Source organism: Saccharopolyspora sp. NPDC003752 (assembly GCF_053605825.1).
In genome coordinates, this window is record NZ_JBSGJZ010000009.1 from 96,587 (window position 1) to 114,716 (window position 18,130).

Consider the following 18,130-nt stretch of genomic DNA (forward strand, 5'->3'; position numbering starts at 1 on the left):
CGAACGAGATCATCGTAGGTCCGGCCGCGGGTCCCTTTTCCGGATGTGCCCGACTGGCCGGGGAGCGGGAGTGCCTGCGCAGTACTGGTCCACAGTGGAGCAATTGGGTGCGCGGTCATTCCGTTGGGAGGCTGCTGAAGTACTGGGATGGGGGCTTGCCGAGGCAGCGGCGGAACATCGCGCTGAACGCGCTTGGGCTCTCGTAGGACAGCTGCGCCGAAACCCGCGTGACCGACTCGCCCTTGGCGAGCATCTCGACGGCCGCCAGCAGCCGCGCCTGCTGGCGCCAGCGCCCGAACGTGCAGCCGACCTCGGCGACGAATCGGCGGGCCAGCGTCCGCTCGCTCATGTGCGCGTGGTGCGCCGCGTCGGCGGTTGTCCACGTGAGCTCCGGCTCGTCGATGAGGCGTCGGCACACCTGCAGCAGGGCGGGGTGGCGGGGGAGGGGCAGTTGCAGGGGTACGACTGTCAGCGGCGCGAATTCGTCCAGCAGCAGCTCCATGACCAGTCCGTCGCGGCCGCGCGGGTCGTAGTCGATCGGGATCCTGGTCGCGGCGAGCAGCAGTTCGCGCAGCAGCGGCGTGACCGCCACCACGGTGCACGACGTCGGCAGGTGCGGGCGTGCGCCGGGCTCGACGTAGACGGTGCGCATCGGGACCGCGCCGGAGGTGCGCATCGCGTGCCGGACCCCGGCGGGTATCCAGACCGCGCGCTGCGGCGGTGCCACCCAGGTGCCCTCCGGGGTGGTGACGGTGATCGCTCCGGACGTCCCGTAGATCAGCTGGGCCCGGCGGTGCGAGTGCTCCGGGATGACGTGGCCGTCCGGCAGGTCGCGGGCCATGGCGGCGAGCGGCCGGGCGGTGCGCTGGTAGTCCTCGCGGTCCTCGCTCTTGCCGAACATTGGCAGCCCTTCGACGATGTGTGGCCGGTTCGCGCGAGACAGCCAGTGGTTGTCCGCGGGAGACTGTAGTCCGGCCGGTCGACGGGCGTGATCGAGTGCCTGCGAGGCGTCGGAGGCAGGAGCGCTCGGGCCGGCCTGCTGTGCAGGGACTACCCGGAGGATGTTGACCGATGATCGTCGATGGGATCGAGCGGAGCCGGCAGTGGCTGGATGCCGAGTACAACGTGCGCGCCGGCATCCCGGACCACGAGGAGATCTTCGCCCGGTGGACCGCGGAGAGCGAGCAGCTGCGCTCCGCGGCGGACGTGCGGTCGGTCGGCTACGGCGATCATCCGAAGCAGGCGTTCGACGTCTACCTGCCGGCGGCGCCGACCGGGGCGGACCCGCTGCTGGTGTTCGTGCACGGCGGTTACTGGCAGTCGCTGGACAAGGAGATGTTCGGCTTCCTCGCCGCGCCGTACACGGCCCGCGGCATTTGCTTCGCCTCGCTGGACTACCGGCTCGCGCCCGAGGCGGGGATGGACGAGATCGTCGCCGACGTGCGCGTCGGTATCGCCGAGATCGCCCGGCGCGCCACGCGGTTCGGGGCCGACCCGGGGCGGATCTTCGTCGCCGGGCACTCCGCCGGCGGCCACCTCGCGGCCACGGCCATGGCCACGCCCTGGGAAGATCTGGGCCTGCCCGCGGACCTGGTGACCGGGGCGTGCGCGATCAGCGGCCTCTACGACCTCGAACCGATCCAGGCCTGTTATCTCAACGAGAAGCTGGGCATGACGCGCGAGATCGCGCGGCGCAACAGCCCGGTCCGGCAGCAGCCCGCCCACGCATCTCCGCTGATCCTGACCTTCGGGGGTGCCGAGTCCTCGGAGTTCGCGCGCCAGCAGGCGGAGCTCGTGCGCGCGTGGTCGGCGCACGGGGTGCCGTGCGAGGTGGTGGACCAGGCCGACGGCCACCACTTCGACGCCGTGGAACGGCTCGCCACCGACGGCCCGCTGCGCGAGGCGGTGCTTGCCATGATCCGCGGCGCCTGAAACTGAATCGCGGCGAGCGGCCTCCGGACGCTACGGTTCGTGGCGTGTTCGTCGATCTTGCCCGCAAGCACGGGCTGCAGGTTCGCGTGCTCGAAATCGATGAGAGGGGCTGGGATTTCCAGGTCGGGCACGCCGTGGATGCCGACGGCGCGCGATGGGTGCTCCGCGTGCCGCGGCGTCCCGAGGTCAGCGAGCTGATCGCGGGGGAGCGACGGCTGCTGGAGTTCCTGCGCCCGCGGTTGGACGTCGCGTTGCCGCAGTGGGAGGTGTGCACCTCCGAGTTCGTCGCCTACCGGCGGCTGCCCGGTTCGCCGTTGGGGCCGGAAGATCCGGTGACGTTGGCGTACCAGTGGCGGATGGACGTGCCCGAGGAGCTCTTCGGGATCCTCGGCGCGGTGATCGCGGAACTCCACCGCACGCCGGTGGCGGAGATCGCCGAGCTCGGTGTCCCGATGTCGGAGCGAACGGCGTTGCGCGACGAAGCCGACGACCACCTCCGCCGCGCGGAGTCCGAATTGGACGTTCCGGCGTGGCGGGCTCGCCGGTGGCGGGAGTGGATCGATGACGACCGGTACTGGATCGGCGAGTCCGCCGGGCTCCGCCTGGTGCACGCCGACCTGCACCCGGGGCACCTGCTAGTGGACGAATCCGGAATGCTGACCGGAATCCTGGACTGGACCGACGCCGCGGTCGACGATCCGGCGCTCGACTTCATCGCTCCGCGCCGGGCGTTCGGCGAAGCCGGCCTCGACCGGCTGCTGGCCGCCTACGTCGACGCGGGCGGACGGCCGCGCGACCACTTCCGGGAGCACGTCGAGCAGCTGTCGTCGTTCTTGTTCAGCGTCTCGCTCGGCATCCACGGGATCGACACGAGCCACGACGGCTACGTCAAGATCGCCCAGGAACGCCTACTGGAGTGACGTGCGGCCCGGGGTTCGGCGGCGCGGGCCACCGAACCCCGGGTTCCGTCAGAGCCAGCCGGGCAGCACGAAGATCGCGCACGACAACACGGGCGCGACCACGATCATGCTCATGCCCCACGCCATCAGCCGCTTGAACGTGGTGTCCCGCGCCTCCTCCGGGGTGCTGGCGATGACGAGCGCACCGCTGGTCGAGAACGGGGACGAGTCGACCACGGACGACGAGATCGCCAGGGCGATGATCAGGCCGATCGCGCCGACCTGACCGGTCTGCAGGAACGGCACCGCGAGCGGGATGAGCGCCCCGAGGATCCCGGTGGTCGAGGCGAACGCGGAGACCCCGCCGCCGATCAGGCAGATGACGAACGCGGCCAGCAGCGGGATCCCGATGCCGACGACGCCGTTGCCGAGGTACTCGATAGTGCCGACGTCCTCCATCAGGCTCACGTACGTCACCACGCCGCAGACCAGCAGCACGGTCGGCCACGCGACCTCGGACACGCACTTCTTGGTGACACCGGGCCACAGCAGGATGATGATCGTGGCGATGCTCAGCGCGAGCAGGCCCACGTCGAACTCCAGCGCCAGCGCGCCGACGGCCAGCGCGCCGAGCCCGACGAGCGTCACGATCCGCTGCCCGTTCAAGGTGGTCGCCTCGACGGCCGTGGTCGTCCGGGTCGCGGTCGCCGCGCCACCGCCCGACGGCTCGTCGTCGTGCTGCGCCGGATCGGTGCTGACCCGCCTGCCCAGCAGCTGCTTCCCGCCGAACACGAAGAACACCGCGACGCTCAGCGCGGTGTTGAACAGCAGCGAGCTGACCCACAGCAGCACGGGGTCGCCCGGCAGGCCGCTGCGTTCCACGACGCCGTTGGTGATGCTGCCGAAGATGCTGATCGGCGAGAAGCCGCCCGCGCTCGCGCCGTTGATGATGAGCAACCCCATGAGCAGCGGGTTGATCCGGTAGCGCGTCGCGAAGTTCATCCCGATGGGGGCCATCATCGCCACCGCGCCGGGGACCACGGCGCCCACCATCGTCAACAGGCTGGTGATCAGGAACATCACCCACGGGATGAGGGCTATTCGTCCCCGCACGGCCCGCACTCCGCTGTGGATGAGCCAGTCGACGGTGCCGTTCGCCTTGGCGATGGCGAACAGCAGGGTCACGCCGACCAGGGTGACGAACAGGTCGCCCGGGAAGCCGGCGAAGAGATCGTCGTTGGACTTGTCGAACACGAACGTGCCGAGCAGGAAGGCGCCCAGGAACGCGACCGCTCCCATGTTCACCGAGCGCACGGTCGCGAAGGCGAAGATCAGAACCAGGCCGATGATCGATATGACTTGTAAGGACATCGACACTCCTCGAGGCTGACGTTGACTCGCAGGGGTTGGTGGATTCGTTGGTACGACGACTGAATCTGGCGGTCGGACGGCCGGGTCAGGCCCGGTCGGCCACCACGTTGCGCAGTGCACCCACCCCGGAGATCTCGACCTCGACGACGTCTCCGGGCACCATCGGTCCCACCCCGGCCGGGCTGCCGGTGAGCAGCACGTCGCCGGGTTCGAGGGTGATCCAGCGGGTGACGAAGGCCAGCAGTTCCCCGATGCCGAACACCATGTCCGCGACCGATCCCCGCTGGACGACCTCCCCGGCCAGCCTCGTGGTGATCCGCAGGGTCGACGGATCGGGCACCTCGGTCTCGATCCAGGGGCCCAGCGGGCAGAACGTGTCCGCGCTCTTCGCCCGCGTCCACTGGCCGTCGGCCCGCCAGTCGTCCGCGGTGACGTCGTTCGCGCAGGTGTAGCCCAGCACGACGTCGGCGAAGCGATCGGCCCGCACGTTGCGCGCGGTGCGGCCGATGACGACGGCCAGCTCGCCCTCGTACTCCAGCCGCCGCACCTCGGGCGGCCGCAGCACCTCCGCGTCCGGACCGGTGATCGCGTTGGGAGCCTTGAGGAACAGCGATGGCTGCTGCGGCCAGGGCCTGCCCTTCTCGGCGATCTGGTCGGCGTAGTTGCTGCCCGCGCAGACGATCACGCGCGGCTCGCACGGGGCGAGCAGCGTGACCTCCGGCAGCGTCCCCACGGCTTGCCCCGGGGTGTCGTGCCCGTCGGGCAGTTCGTGCACCAGGTCGCCGACGACGGCGCCGCGGCCGACCCGGTCGCCGAGGCGGTAGCGAACTATTCGCATGGTCCCTCCTAGCGGCTGTTTTGGATGTCGTGGTGTGAGGTGTGGCATCGCGGGGTTTTGTCCTTGAAGCGGCGCAGCCGCTTAGCCCACCTGCGCAACTCGCACCGCCGCGGGTTCTCAGGGGTCTTCTCGCGAGGACAGCCCCGGCGTGGTGAATTGGCATTCATGAGTCGGGGATCCCACAGCGAGAAGGCGTCTGAGGTTCCGCTACCTGCACCGCCACGCAGGGAAAGTTCGGAAACAGGCTCTAGTCGACGGCCAGTGCCTCGCGCACGAGCTCCACCGGGTGCCACGCGGTGCGGCCTGCGCCGTGGAAGATCTGCTGCCGGCACGAAACCCCGGTCGCGGCCACGACCGTGTCCTCGGGTTCCGCCGCCAGCACCGGGAAAAGCCGGTCCCCGCCGACGGTCATGGACGTTTCGTAGTGCTCCGACTCGAAGCCGAACGAGCCTGCCATCCCGCAGCAGCCCGCGTCGATCTCCTCGACCTGCGCCCCCGGGATCCGGCGCAGCAAGGCGACCGTGGCGGCGGTGCCGACTTCGGCCTTCTGGTGGCAGTGGCCGTGGAAGACGATGCGGCGCCCCGCGAGCCAGGAATCCGCGCGCAGGGTCAGCCGGCCCGCGTCGATCGCCTCGACGAGGAGTTCCTCCACCTGCTTGACCCGCTGCGCCACGGCGCGCACCGAGGAGGAGTCGGGCAGCAGCGCCTTGTGCTCCTCGCGGAGCATCAGCACGCACGACGGCTCGCAGCCCACGATCGGCGAATCCGGTGCGGTGTCCCGCTCCAGCGACGTGACCAGCGCCGTCGCCTTCTTCTTCGCGTCGTCGAGCATTCCCTTCGACATGCTCGACCGCCCGCAGCAGCCGCTGCCCGCGAGATCCACCCGCCAGCCCGACCGTTCCAGCAGCTCGATGCCCGCTCGGCCGATGTGCGGTTCGGTGTAGGTGGTGAACGAGTCCGCGAGCCAGGTGACCGCGCCCTGCGGCGCGGTGGGCGGCGCGGACGTTCGGCGGCGGAACCAGCGGAGCAGGCTGACCCGCTGGAACGTGGGCAGCGGGCGGGCCGCCGCGATGCCGAGCGTGCGGTCCAGGATCCGGCGCAGGAAGGGGATCCGGCCGGGCAGGTTCGACAGCGGGGCGGTCGCCGAGCCGAGCCGGTTGAGCGCGCGGATCGAGGAGAACACGCGCGACCGGAGCGGAGTCCCGTGGATCTCGTGGTGGTGCGCGAGCGTTTCGGCCTTCAGCGAGGCCATGTCCACGCTCATCGGGCATTCGCTCTTGCACGCCTTGCACATCAGGCAGAGGTCGAGGATCTCGTGGAGGCGTTCGCCGCCCAGCGCCGCGTGCGGGTCCGGTTCGGACAGCGCCTTCACCAGCGCGTTGGCCCGGCCGCGGGTGGAGTGCTCCTCGTTCTTCGTCGCGATGTAGGACGGGCACATCACGCCCGCGGTCGACTTCCGGCAGGCGCCGATGTTCATGCAGCGGTCCGCGGCGCCGCGCATGCCGCCGACGACCTCGAACTCCAGCATCGTCCGCAGCGGTGGGGCGGGCGGGAGGGCGTCGCGGTCGCGGAGGTTCTCGGTCATCGACGGCGCGTCGACGATCTTGCCGGGATTCATGACGCCGTCGGGGTCGAAGAGCCGCTTGACCGCGCGCATGGCCTCGTACAGCTCGTCGCCGAAGATCTCCCGGTTGAACTCGCTGCGGGCGAGGCCGTCGCCGTGCTCGCTGGAGTTCACCCCGCCGTACTCGGCGACGAGGTCCTTGACCGCTTCCGCGACGGCGCGCATCTCGGCGACCTCGCCGGGGTCGGTCAGGTCGACGAACGGGCGGATGTGCAGGCAGCCCACCGAGCAGTGGCCGTAGAACCCGGCCTCCATCCGGTGCTCGTCGAGGATCTCCTTGAACCGCTTGGTGTATTCGGCGAGGTGCACCGGGTCCACCGCGGTGTCCTCGACGAAGGCCAGCGGGCGGCGGGTTCCCTCGCCGGCGGCCATCAGCAGGCCCAGGCTGGACTTCCGGACCTTCAGCAGCGCCTGCTGCTCGGCGGGCGTGACCGCGCGGAGCGTGTGGTAGCCGTGCCCGTTCTGCTGCCACCGAGCATCGAGCCGGTCGAGCTGGGCGACCAGGTCCGCTTCGTCGTCGCCGGTGAAGGAGACGAACAGCAGCGCGCCCGGGTCGCCGACGAGCACGTTCCCGAGGTCGGCGAACTCGATCTTCTGCCGCGACAGGTCCAGGATCGTCCGGTCCATCAGCTCGACCTGGTGCGGATCGCAGCTCAACGCGTCCGTGGTGGCCGAGATGGCGCTCGCGGTGTCGGTGAAGTGGCCGACGGCGTAGACCGTCCGCCGCGGCTTGGGCACCAGGTCGACGAGCGCGCGGGTGGCGATGACCAGCGTGCCCTCCGCACCCACCACGAACTTCGCCAGGTCGAACGGCTTTTCCGGCCCGAAGCCGACCAGCCGGTCGAGCCGGTAGCCGCAGGCGCGGCGCCAGAACGCCGGCATCTTCGCCTCGATGACGTCCTCGTTGGCGGTGACCAGGTCCGGAAGTGCTTGGTAGATCCGGCCTTCGAGGGTCTCCGCCGACGCCCGGCGCGCCCGCTCGGCCTCGTCGACGGGCTCGAACCGGGTGCACGAGCCGTCGGCGAGCACCACGTCCAGCGCCCGCACGTGGTCGATCGTCATGCCGTAGGTCAGCGAGCCGCTGCCCGCGGAGTTGTTCCCGATCATCCCGCCGATCGTGGCGCGGTTGCTGGTGGAGGTGTCCGGGCCGAACATCAGCCCGTGCGCGGCGGCGGCCTGGTTGAGCTGGTCCTGCACCACGCCGACCTCCACCAGCGCCGTGCGCGCCACCGGGTCGATCTCCAGGATCCGGTTCATGTGCCGGGACATGTCGAGCACCAGGCCGGGCCCCACGGTCTGGCCGACCAGGCTCGTTCCCGCGCCGCGCGGCACGACCGGCACACCGAGCCCCGCGGCGACCTTCACGGCCGCGGCGACGTCGTCGTTGTGGCGCGGGAAAGCGACGCCGAGCGGCGTGATCGAGTACATGCTGGCGTCGCGGGAGAAGAGGTGGCGGGTGTAGTCGTCGAAGGCGACCTCGCCGTCCAGCGCGGCGCGGAGCGCGCTTTCCAGGCGAGAACCGAGGGTTTGCCGTGCGGCGGGAGCGTCAGTTGTCGGGACGGTCATCGTGATTCCTTTCCACCGATTCGTCCTTGCATTCACCGCGCCCGGTCGGCGGACCAGGGCGCCGCACTGATTTACCTAGGCGCGCAACACCTCCAGCGCTGCTTGGAGGCCGGTGGGGTCGATGGGAACCCCGGACAGTTCGAGTCCCATCTGGACGCCCGCGAGGGTGCCGGCCAGCGTCAGGTCGTTGAAGTCGCCGAGGTGGCCGATGCGGAACACGCGACCGGTGAGCTTGCCCAGGCCGGCGCCCAGCGACATGTCGAAGCGGTCCAGGATGACCTCGCGGACCTTGTTCGCGTCGTGCTCCTCGCCCAACCGCACGGCGGTCAGCGAGCTGGAGTGCTCGCGTTCGTCGGCGCACAGCACCTCCAGACCCCAGGCCCGCACGGCTGCTCTGGTCGCCGCGGCGTGCCGGTCGTGCCGGGCGAAGACGTTGGGCAGCCCCTCGGCTTCGAGGAGGGACAGCGCTTCCCGCAGTCCGTAGAGGAGGTTGGTGGGCGGGGTGTAGGGGAAGAAGCTGCGCTCGTTGGCTTCGAGGATGGGCGCCCAGTTCCAGTACGACTTCGGCAGCCGTGCCCCTTCGGCGGCGGTGAGCGCCTTCTCGCTGATCGCGTTGAACCCCAGCCCCGGCGGCAGCATCAGGCCCTTCTGCGAGCAGCTGACCGTGACGTCCACCCCCCACTCGTCGTGCCGGTAGTCGATGGAGCCCAGCGAGGAGATCGTGTCGACCAGCAGCAGCGCGGGATGGTTCGCTCCGTCGATGGCCGCCCGGATCTCCGGCACCCGGCTGGTGACCCCGGTGGACGTCTCGTTGTGGACGACCATCACCGCGGCGATGCCGTGCTGTTCGTCCGCGGCCAGCCGCTCGGCGACGACGGCCGGGTCGACGCCTCGCCGCCAGTCCCCGGGGACGAAGTCGACGACCAGCCCGAGGCCTTCCGCCATGTCGCGCCACAAGGTGGCGAAGTGGCCGGTTTCGAACGCGAGCACGCGATCGCCGGGGGACAGGGTGTTGACGAGCGCCGCCTCCCAGGCCCCGGTGCCCGAGGACGGGTAGATGACGACGGGCCGACCGGTGCCGAACACCGGCCGGACCCTGCGCAGCACGTCCTGCGCGAGTTCCGCGAAGTCCGGCCCGCGGTGATCGATCGTGGGTTGCGCCATGGCGCGCAACACGCTGCCGGGGACGTTGGTCGGTCCGGGGATCTGCAGGAAATGCCGTCCGCTGTTGGCGGCCATTGCACCAAACCCTTCTGAGCCGATCAGGTGACACTGTGCCGTGACGTGGTACGCTGTGCCGTATGAAAGCGCCGAGAGAGTAGGCACGGCGGACTGGGGAGTCAAGGCATTGCGCAACGTCCTGAACACGCTGCGGGTACTGGAAGAGGTCGCCGCGCGGCAGCCGATCGGCGTCGGTGAACTGGCCCGCGCGCTGGACATGCCCAAGAGCTCGGTCCAGCGCTCGCTGCTCACCCTCGACGAGGCCGGGTGGATACGCCCGGCATCGGGCGAGGTCAAGCGGTGGGTGATGACCACCAAGGCGCTCGCGATCGGCGGCCGCGCCAGCGGTGACCTCGGCCTGCGCGACGCGGCCAGGCCGATCATGGAGGACCTGCGCCGGCGCACCGAGGAGACGATCCACCTCACGGTCCCGGAGGAGGACAGGGTCGTCCTGATCGAGCGGCTGGAGACGTCGAAGCCGCTGCGCATCAGCATGGCCCTGGGGCACGCGCTTCCCCTGCACGCGTCCGCCAACGGCAAGGCTGTCCTCGCCAACAGCGGCCCGGATGTCCTCAAGCGCCTGTTCGCCGACGAGCTACCGCGCTACACCGACAACACGATCACCGATCCGGACCAGATGCTCGCCGAGCTGGCCCGGATCCGGGAACGCGGATTCGCGCTCAACCACGGGGAATGGCGGGCCGACGTCGGCTCGGTCGCCGCCGCCGTCCTGGAGGGGCCGGAGAAACCGATCGCCAGCCTCAGCGTGAACATCCCGATGAGCCGCCTGACCGAGGAGAACGAAGCGATCTTCGGCGCTGCGGTGAGCGAGGCGGCGAGGAACCTCGGCGCCCGGCTCGGCTACGAAGCGGCGTAACGAAGCTCTGGTCAGTCGGTCAGCCAGGAGCCGGCTCGCGCCCGGAACTGCTCCGGTTCGAGACCGCCCGCGCCGTCGGGAATCGCCGCCACGATCGGCACTCCCGTGACCCGGGGCAGCTCGGCGAGGTTGCACTCCTCGGCCAGGCCGAGCGCTTCCGGCACCGCGCCGAGCACCAGTCCCGCCGGCTCCAGGTTCCGCGAACGCAGGGCGTTGACGGTGAGTTCGGTGTGGTTGAGGGTGCCGAGCCCGGTCCGGGTCACGACGTACACCCGCACCGGGTGGTCCACGGCGAGCCCGGCGGCGAGGTCCAGCAGGGTGCCGCCCCCGGTGTCGAGGCGGACCAGGAGGCCGCCCGCGCCTTCGACGATCACGGTGTCCCGGGTCCGGGCGAGCCCGCGGATGCGGGCCGCGTGCTCGCTGATCGGCGGGATCCCGATGCCGCGCCGCCGGGCGGCCGTGTCCGGCGCGAGGGGATCTTCGAGCCGGGTGAACTCGGCGACCTCGCAGCCCGCCAGCCGCGCCACGACGGAGATGTCGGGTTCGTCGGTGCCGACGCCGGTCTGCGCGGGCTTCACGACGATCGTTCCCGGACCGGAGCGGACCGCGAGCGCCGCGGTGGCCACGGTCTTGCCGACACCGGTGTCGGTGCCCGTGATGATGGTGATCATCCCTGCCGCCGGTGGTCGTCGATGGTGCGGGCCAGCACGTCGACGGCGCGCGCCCAGCGCTGGTCGTCGAGGCCGACGTGGGTGGTGATCCGGAGCCGGGAGATCCCGTCGGGCACCGACGGCGGGCGGAAGCACCCCACCCGGACCCCGGACGCGAGCGCCGCGGCCTGCGCGGCGACGGCGATCTGCGGCGACGGCATGGGCACCGAGAGCACAGCGCCTGCCGATCGCGGCACGCCCAGCCGGTCGGCCAGCTCGCCGCCGCGCTGGTGGATCTGCGCCGGGAAACCGGGTTTCCCGCGCAGCCGGCGGAGAGCTGCCAGCGCGCCGGCGGTGGGCGCTGGTGCCAGCCCGGTGTCGAAGATGAACGGGCGGGCCCGGTTGGTGAGGTGGTCCATCAGCGCAGCGGAGCCGAGCACCGCACCGCCCATCGCGCCGAGCGATTTCGACAGCGTCGCGGTCATCACCACGTGCCGGTCGCCGGCCAGGCCGTGGGCGTGCACCAGTCCTCGGCCGCCGTCGCCGACCACGCCGAGCCCGTGCGCCTCGTCGACGACGAGCAGCGCGTCGTGATCGGCGCAGGCCGCCGCCAGATCCTCCAGCGGGGCGGCGTCGCCGAGCACCGAGAAGACCGACTCGGTCAGCACGATCGCCCGCCGGCCACCGGCTTCGGCCAACGCGGCCCGGACCGCGGCGACGTTGTTGTGCGGGACCACCTCGATCGCCGCCCGGGACAGCCGCGCGGCGTCGATCAGCGAAGCGTGCACGTGCGCGTCGGAGACGATCAGCGTCTGCTTGTCCGCCAGCACGGTCACCGCCGACAGGTTGGCGTGGTATCCGGTCGAGAAGACCAGCGCCGCCTCCCGGCCGGTGAACTCGGCGAGTTCGCGCTCCAGGCCGGCGTGCAGCGTGGTGGTGCCGGTGACCAGCCGGGAGGCGCCCGACCCGGCGCCCCAGGCGAGGGCGGCGTCGGCGGCCGCTCGGCGCACCTCGGGATCGCGGCTCAACCCCAGGTAGTCGTTGTTGGCGAGGTCGATGACGTCGTCATCGACCTCCCGCGGCCGCAGCGTGCGCTGCAACCCGGCGTCTTCGCGCTTGGTCCGCTGCTCGGCGAACCACGTTTCCCAGGCGCTCATCCGGCCTCCGCAGCGGCCGCGATCCCGGCGCAGATGGCGGCGATGTCGTCGTCGGTGCACACGTACGGCGGCATGGTGTAGATCAGGTCGCGGAACGGGCGCAGCCACACGCCCTGCTCCAGGGCCGCTTCGGTCGCCTTGACCACGTCGACGGGGTGGTCGAGCTGGACCACGCCGACCGCGCCGAGGACCCGAACGTCGACGGCGTCGATGTCGTGCAGCGCCTGCAAACCCGTGTTGATCCGGCGCACGTCCGCCGCCCAGTCGCCGGTGCTCAGCAGGTCCAGGCTGGCCGAGGCGACAGCGCAGGCCAGCGGGTTGCCCATGAAGGTGGGGCCGTGCATGAGGACGCCGGAATCGCTGGCGGACACGCCACGGGCGACCTCCGTCGTGCAGAGCGTGGCGGCCAGCGACAGGTAGCCCCCGGTGAGCGCCTTGCCGACGCACAGCACGTCCGGGGTCACCTCGGCGGCGTCGGCGGCGAAAAGTGTCCCGGTGCGGCCGAATCCGGTGGCGATCTCGTCGAAGACCAGCACCAGTCCGTGCTCGTCGGCGATCTCGCGGAACACCCGCAGGCATGCGGCGGGGTAGGGGTGCATGCCGCCGGCGCCCTGGAGGAGCGGCTCCACGATCAGCCCGGCGAGCCGGTCCGCGTGCTCGGCCGCGAGCGCGCGGAAGCCGGCCGCCCAGGCGTCGACGTCGCCGTCGAGCCGTGGCGGGCGCTCGCCGAACACCTGCTCCGGCAGCACACCGGACCACATGGCGTGCATGCCGCCGTCGGGGTCGCACACGCTCATGCAGTCGAAGGTGTCGCCGTGGTAGCCACCTCGGACGGTGAGGAACCGGGTCCGCTCCGGCCGGCCGGCGCCGCGCTGGTACTGCAGCGCCATCTTCATCGCCACCTCGACGCTCACCGAACCGGAGTCGGCCAGGAAGACGCGGTCGAGACCGGCGGGTGCGAGGTCGACCAGGCGCCGGGCCAGCTCGATCGCCGGCTCGTGGGTGAGCCCGCCGAACATCACGTGCGACATCTGCTCGATCTGCCTGCGCACCGCCGCGTCGAGCACGGGGTGCCGGTAGCCGTGGATCGCCGACCACCACGACGCCATCCCGTCGACCACCTCGCCGACGCCGTCGAGGGTGATCCGGCTGCCCGCGGCGCCGGTGACCAGGCGCGTCGGGGTCGGGTCGGCCATCGATGTGTACGGGTGCCACAGGTGCTCGCGGTCGAACGCGAGCAGCGCTTCCGCGGTCATGTCAGGCGTTGGGGAGGACGTCGGTGCCGGCCCCGCGGCGCCGGATCGCCGGATCGATCGGCTCCAGCCTCCCGGTCTGCTGCGCGAGGTCCTCCTCGGAGCCCAGGACGACGAAGCCGTTGTCGCGGATCATCTCGAGGTCCGCCTTGGCTTCCTGGCCCTCCGAGGTGAGGTAGTCGCCGAGGAAGATCGAGTTGGCGACGTGCAGCGCGATCGGCTGCAGCGAACGCAGGTGCATCTCGCGGCCGCCGGCGATCCGGATCTCCTTGTCCGGGCAGACGAAGCGGGCCATCGCCAGGATCTTCACGCAGCGGGTGGGGGAGAGCTCCCAGGTGTTCTCGAACGGGGTGCCGTCGAAGGGCATCAGGAAGTTGACCGGGATCGAGTCCGAGCCCAGCTCCCGCAGCGCGAACAGCGCCTCGACGAGCTGCTCGTCGGTCTCGCCCAGGCCCGCGATCAGGCCGGAGCAGGGCGAGATCCCCGCGCCCTTCGCCTTCTCCACGGTGTCGACCCGGTCCGCGTAGGTGTGGGTCTGGACGATGTTGTCGTGGTTGCTCTCGGCGGTGTTGATGTTGTGGTTGTAGGCGTCCACCCCGGCGGCCTTCAGGCGCTCGGCCTGGCCGTCCTTGAGCAGCCCCAGGCAGGCGCAGACCTCGACGTCGGGGTATTCCTCCTTGAGCGCCCCGACCATCTCGGTCACCTTGTCGATGTCCCGGGTGGACGGTCCGCGGCCGGAGGAGACCAGGCACACCCGGCTCGCGCCGCCCTTGAGCCCGGCGCCGGCCTGCCGGAGGGTCTCGTCCTTGGACAGCCACGAGTACTTGAGGATCGGCGCGTCGGAGCCCAGCGCCTGCGAGCAGTAGTTGCAGTTCTCCGGGCACAGCCCCGATTTCAGGTTCACCAGGTAGTTCACCTTCACCGCGTTGCCGAAGTGCGCGCGGCGCAGCCGGCCGGCGGCGGCGACGACGGACATCAGCTCGGCGTCGTCGGCGCGCAGCACCGCGAGGGCGTCCTCGGGAGTGGCCGGCACCCCGGCGAGGATCCCGTCGGCGAGCTGGTGGAAGGTGGTGTTCATCGCTTCTCCCGTGTCGGCAGGTGCGGCAACCTGAACAGTGTTCACCTGAACAGTGTTCAGGCTAGACTGGGCGGGGCGATCGGTCAACGGGAGGGGTCTGCGTGCGGTATCACCGGAGCGACGTCGTGGATCGCGCGATCGCGGTCCTCGACGAGTACGGGCTGGAGTCGCTGTCGATGCGGCGACTGGCCGCCGAGCTCGGCGTGCAACCGAGCGCCCTCTACCACCACGTGCCGAACAAGCAGACGCTGCTGGCGGCGGTCGCCGACGAGATCCTGATCCGGGGCAAGCGACCGCACCGGGCCCGGGAATGGGACCGGCGCGTGGTCGAGGTCTGCGCAGAGCTCCGGGACGCGATGCTCGCCTACCGCGACGGTGCCGAGGTGGTCGTCACGGCGCACACCTTCGGCCTCGGTGCGGCCGAGCCGGCGAACCAGCTGCGGGCGGCCCTGCACGACGGCGGCCTGCCAGACGACCTGGTCGATGTCGGCACCCGGGCCCTCCTGCACCTCGTCTTCGGCCACACGGTGGAAGAGCAGATGGCGCTGCAGGCGGCGAGCGCCGGCGCGATCGACCGGGCGCCCGGCGGACCGGCGGACTTCGAGCGCGGGCTCGAACTCGTCCTGGACGGCCTCCGGTCCAAGGTCGGCGGCTGACGGCGCGCCGCGACGCGCGGGCACCGTAGGGCACTGCTCTCCGGGAGGCTCGGCGAGTGCTCTGCGGTGGCTGCCGCCCGGGCGCTGTTCAATACTCGGCCCGAGGGGAGTACTTCCGCAGGGTCTGCCCGGTCAGGACGGATGCCCATCGGCATCCCCGGCAGGCCGCCCTCGGCGGGCGAAGGAGACCTCGAACGCAACCGAGTTCGAGGGGGTCTCCATGCCTCGTCCGACCGTTCTCGCCGCCCCATCGGACTCGATCGGCTCGCCGTGGCTCTGGGGCATCAGCATCGCCGTGCTGCTGGCGCTGCTGTGCGCCGACTTCCTGGTCACCCGCCGCCCGCACGAGGTCTCCATGCGCGAGGCCATCGGCTGGTCGGTCTTCTACCTCGCCTTGCCCCTGGTGTTCGGGTTCTTCCTGTGGAGTGCGTTCGGCGGCGGCCAGGCGCTGGAGTTCATCACCGGCTTCGTGGTGGAGAAGTCCCTGTCGGTCGACAACCTCTTCGTCTTCATGATCCTGCTGTCGGGATTCGCCGTGCCGGCGGAACTGCAGCAGCGGGTGCTGCTGTACGGCATCGTCGGGGCTCTGGTGCTGCGCGGGATCTTCATCGCGGCCGGGGCCGCCCTGCTGCAGGCGGGCAACTGGGCGTTCCTGGTCTTCGGCGCGATCCTGTTCGCCACCGCCGTCAAGATCCTGCACGAGGCGCTCACCGGATCCGGTTTCGACCGCGACGTGTCGCAGATGCGCTCGGTGCGGCTGCTGCGGCGGCTGATGCCGGTCACCGACGACTACCGCGGCCCCCGGCTCACGGTTCGCGAAGGCGGCCGACGTGCCTTGACCCCGCTGACGGTCGTGGTCGTGGCGGTCTTCGCCACCGACGTGGTGTTCGCCGTCGATTCCGTCCCCGCCGTCTACGGCATCACCGAGGACCCGTACCTGGTGTTCACCACCAACGCGTTCGCCCTGCTCGGACTGCGCGCCCTGTACTTCGTGCTGGCGACGGCGCTCGCCAAGCTCGCCCACCTCAACCACGGGTTGGCGATCATCCTCGCGTTCATCGGGGTGAAGCTGGTCCTGCACTGGGCGCACGGGATCTGGCCCGCCGTCCCGGAGATCCCGACCCCGCTCTCACTCGCGGTCATCGTGGCGGTCTTGGCGGCCGTCACGCTGACCAGCCTTCGCGCCCGCCGCGGCGCCGAAGAGCCCACGCCCGGCAGCTGACCATGTCCACCGAAATCCTCGTCGAACTCGCCGCGACCGTCCTCGTGGTGGCCGCCTTGCTGATCGCCTGCGCGGTCCTGCTCGACGCCCGTCCGCCCAGAGGGCCGCACCATTGACCGCGGTGGTGCTCCGCAGCCCCACCCGTGAACACGACGAACTGCCGTCCCGGCCATGGGAGATTCCCGAGGCCCGGCCGGAAAAGCAGCGACCCCGAAGCCGCTTCCTGGCGGTGTCCGCACAGGCCGAACCGGACGCAGTTCGGGGCTTCGGGGTCGGGTAGCTGCCTGGTATTCGCCGACCGCTTGCCCGCGTCGATTTCCACAGGGGGCATCGCACGTCGGGTCGGCTGGAGTGCCTGGGCGGTCCTAGCGGACAGCCACCTCACAAGTCCTGTTGGTATTCAACGTTGGACCACCTCCTTTCCTGTGTACCGAGGAGGCTAGGGGGCGGCGACCCACCGGGGCAACTGATTTTTTTCGCGTCGGCTGCCACGGGGTTCTCCCGCGCGCAGGGACCGGACGATCGCATGTGGACAGATCGATCGGTGGCCGTGCACCCGCAGCCGGTCGGCACGCACACCCCGACACCTGCGTAGCGAACTACGTAGTGCCACGAATGTCCCCGCAACCGGGACCAAAGACACTGGACACGTCCAGCCGAACGGACCGACCGAGGCGAAACGATGGTTCACCAGCTCCACCCCGAACGAACCGCTCCCGCACATCGACGCGGCCGCGGGCAACCGAGCCCCGCTCCCGCGGACGCGCTCCGGTTCGGCGGACGCTACGAGGATCTGCGTGACGATCACCTCGCGCACACGCTGATCCGCGAGGACGCAGCGGTCGAGCGGGAGGAGCTTTCGCCCCACGAGCGCCTCAGCTGCCACGTCCACCGGCGGTGGGCGCACGAATGCATCAGCTCCCCGGTGCACGTCATCGCCGTCACCGGGCACCGGTGGTGCCGGAGTTGTGACGCCGAGGCGTCCGTGGCGGTGGACGAGGTGAGCGGCGCGGTTTCGGTCGTCTGCACGCGGTGCCGCACCACCCCCGACAGCGCGGCAACGCGGCAGATCCTGCGCACCTGCCGAGCGAGCCTGGCGGTCGCGCTGGGCGACCGCAGGGCCTGCGCCGCGCAGCAAGCCCCCGCTGCCTGACCCCCCGGCTTCGCGAGCCCATCGGATTGCCGCTCCGGCGCGGAAGGCGTGAGCGGGCGCCCCACCGGTCGTGGCTGGTCGCTCTCGGCGACCCGGCTCGTGCGGTCACGTGCGCGCCGCGCCGCTCGGCGCCGCGTTCCCGTGCGAATGCCCCCGCTGCGCGGTCCTCGGGCTCCGCGAGCGGCGGAGACCGGCGAACGCGAGTGCGGCGAACGTGATGACCCACGCGGCCCGGCGAGCATGAAGGCCACGCCCAGGCCGGTGAGCGGCAGCACCCCGGTGAACGTCAGCGGGAGGATGACCGCACCGGACAGGGCGTTCCCCGCGATGGCCGACCCGGCCAGCCGCGACGGGATCTCCGGGTAGCCGGCGATCAGGCCGAGAGCGGCGGCGCCGCCGAGCATGGCGATCCCGATGCACACCGCGAACGCACTGCGCGCGCTGGCATCCGCGGGCACGACCGCCGACTCGCCGCTGCAGCGATAGGCCGCCGAAAAGGACGGTCGCTCTCTCGCTGTCGGTTCGCACTGCCGGTGGCGGCGTCAGGTGTCCGAGTGCCACCAGCGGCGGAGATGCCGCCGTGCGGGGCGAAACGGGCGGGGAGACCGGTCAGGAATCGAGAAGCGCCGGCCG

General features: G+C 71.0%; 15 protein-coding genes. 6 read left to right on the plus strand and 9 right to left on the minus strand.

Features of this window, described 5'->3' with window-relative positions; all coding sequences use genetic code 11:
* Window positions 1–115: 115 nt before the first annotated feature.
* Window positions 116–901, minus strand: a complete 786-nt coding sequence (locus ACWEV3_RS14305; RefSeq protein WP_452614268.1) for an AraC family transcriptional regulator — start codon at window positions 899–901, stop codon at window positions 116–118.
* A 170-nt stretch (window positions 902–1,071) separates the two neighbouring features.
* Here ACWEV3_RS14305 and ACWEV3_RS14310 point away from each other — a divergent pair, with 170 nt between their 5' ends.
* Both ACWEV3_RS14310 and ACWEV3_RS14315 read left to right on the plus strand, forming a co-directional pair.
* Complete coding sequence (locus tag ACWEV3_RS14310; protein WP_452614269.1) at window positions 1,072–1,932, plus strand: alpha/beta hydrolase; 861 nt, start codon at window positions 1,072–1,074, stop codon at window positions 1,930–1,932.
* Window positions 1,933–1,976: 44 nt separating this feature from the next.
* The gene (locus ACWEV3_RS14315; protein ID WP_452614270.1) at window positions 1,977–2,852 is read left to right on the plus strand and encodes a macrolide 2'-phosphotransferase; all 876 of its coding nucleotides are present in this window, start codon (window positions 1,977–1,979) and stop codon (window positions 2,850–2,852) included.
* A 48-nt stretch (window positions 2,853–2,900) separates the two neighbouring features.
* On the opposite strand, the gene ACWEV3_RS14320 is transcribed toward ACWEV3_RS14315, so the two are convergent.
* From ACWEV3_RS14320 to ACWEV3_RS14335, 4 genes are all read right to left on the minus strand, one after another.
* Window positions 2,901–4,202, minus strand: coding sequence for an SLC13 family permease (locus tag ACWEV3_RS14320; RefSeq protein WP_452614271.1), 1,302 nt, complete (start codon window positions 4,200–4,202; stop codon window positions 2,901–2,903).
* 85 nt (window positions 4,203–4,287) lie between these two features.
* Entirely contained in the window at window positions 4,288–5,040 is a 753-nt protein-coding gene (locus ACWEV3_RS14325) for a fumarylacetoacetate hydrolase family protein (RefSeq protein WP_452614272.1), read from the minus strand.
* A 247-nt stretch (window positions 5,041–5,287) separates the two neighbouring features.
* Window positions 5,288–8,230 carry an FAD-binding and (Fe-S)-binding domain-containing protein gene (locus tag ACWEV3_RS14330; protein ID WP_452614273.1) on the minus strand — a complete coding sequence of 981 codons (2,943 nt, stop codon included), beginning with the start codon at window positions 8,228–8,230 and terminating at the stop codon, window positions 5,288–5,290.
* Window positions 8,231–8,305: 75 nt separating this feature from the next.
* Window positions 8,306–9,469 carry a pyridoxal-phosphate-dependent aminotransferase family protein gene (locus tag ACWEV3_RS14335; RefSeq protein WP_452614274.1) on the minus strand — a complete coding sequence of 388 codons (1,164 nt, stop codon included), beginning with the start codon at window positions 9,467–9,469 and terminating at the stop codon, window positions 8,306–8,308.
* Between the two features lie 40 nt (window positions 9,470–9,509).
* Here ACWEV3_RS14335 and ACWEV3_RS14340 point away from each other — a divergent pair, with 40 nt between their 5' ends.
* Window positions 9,510–10,328 carry an IclR family transcriptional regulator gene (locus tag ACWEV3_RS14340; RefSeq protein ID WP_452614275.1) on the plus strand — a complete coding sequence of 273 codons (819 nt, stop codon included), beginning with the start codon at window positions 9,510–9,512 and terminating at the stop codon, window positions 10,326–10,328.
* A gap of 11 nt (window positions 10,329–10,339) precedes the next feature.
* On the opposite strand, the gene bioD is transcribed toward ACWEV3_RS14340, so the two are convergent.
* Genes bioD through bioB form a run of 4 tightly spaced genes read right to left on the minus strand, consistent with a single transcriptional unit; the run spans window position 10,340 to window position 14,466 of the window.
* On the minus strand, window positions 10,340–10,999 hold the full coding sequence (bioD, locus tag ACWEV3_RS14345; RefSeq protein ID WP_452614276.1) for a dethiobiotin synthase: 660 nt from the start codon (window positions 10,997–10,999) through the stop codon (window positions 10,340–10,342).
* A complete protein-coding gene (locus ACWEV3_RS14350; RefSeq protein ID WP_452614277.1) occupies window positions 10,996–12,135 on the minus strand; it encodes an 8-amino-7-oxononanoate synthase in 1,140 nt (379 codons plus the stop codon). The genes bioD and ACWEV3_RS14350 overlap by 4 nt, the downstream gene beginning before the upstream one ends.
* Complete coding sequence (locus ACWEV3_RS14355; RefSeq protein ID WP_452614278.1) at window positions 12,132–13,391, minus strand: adenosylmethionine--8-amino-7-oxononanoate transaminase; 1,260 nt, start codon at window positions 13,389–13,391, stop codon at window positions 12,132–12,134. Before ACWEV3_RS14355 ends, ACWEV3_RS14350 begins: the two co-directional genes overlap by 4 nt.
* 1 nt (window position 13,392) lies before the next feature.
* Window positions 13,393–14,466, minus strand: coding sequence for a biotin synthase BioB (gene bioB / locus ACWEV3_RS14360; protein WP_452614279.1), 1,074 nt, complete (start codon window positions 14,464–14,466; stop codon window positions 13,393–13,395).
* A 101-nt stretch (window positions 14,467–14,567) separates the two neighbouring features.
* Between bioB and ACWEV3_RS14365 the strand changes: the two genes are divergently transcribed.
* The 3 genes from ACWEV3_RS14365 to ACWEV3_RS14375 all read left to right on the plus strand — a co-directional run bounded on the left by ACWEV3_RS14365 (window position 14,568) and on the right by ACWEV3_RS14375 (window position 17,497).
* Window positions 14,568–15,122, plus strand: a complete 555-nt coding sequence (locus ACWEV3_RS14365) for a TetR/AcrR family transcriptional regulator C-terminal domain-containing protein (protein ID WP_452614280.1) — start codon at window positions 14,568–14,570, stop codon at window positions 15,120–15,122.
* A 220-nt stretch (window positions 15,123–15,342) separates the two neighbouring features.
* Window positions 15,343–16,344 carry a TerC/Alx family metal homeostasis membrane protein gene (locus ACWEV3_RS14370; RefSeq protein ID WP_452614281.1) on the plus strand — a complete coding sequence of 334 codons (1,002 nt, stop codon included), beginning with the start codon at window positions 15,343–15,345 and terminating at the stop codon, window positions 16,342–16,344.
* Window positions 16,345–17,026: 682 nt separating this feature from the next.
* Complete coding sequence (locus tag ACWEV3_RS14375; RefSeq protein ID WP_452614282.1) at window positions 17,027–17,497, plus strand: hypothetical protein; 471 nt, start codon at window positions 17,027–17,029, stop codon at window positions 17,495–17,497.
* The last annotated feature ends 633 nt before the right edge of the window (window positions 17,498–18,130 follow it).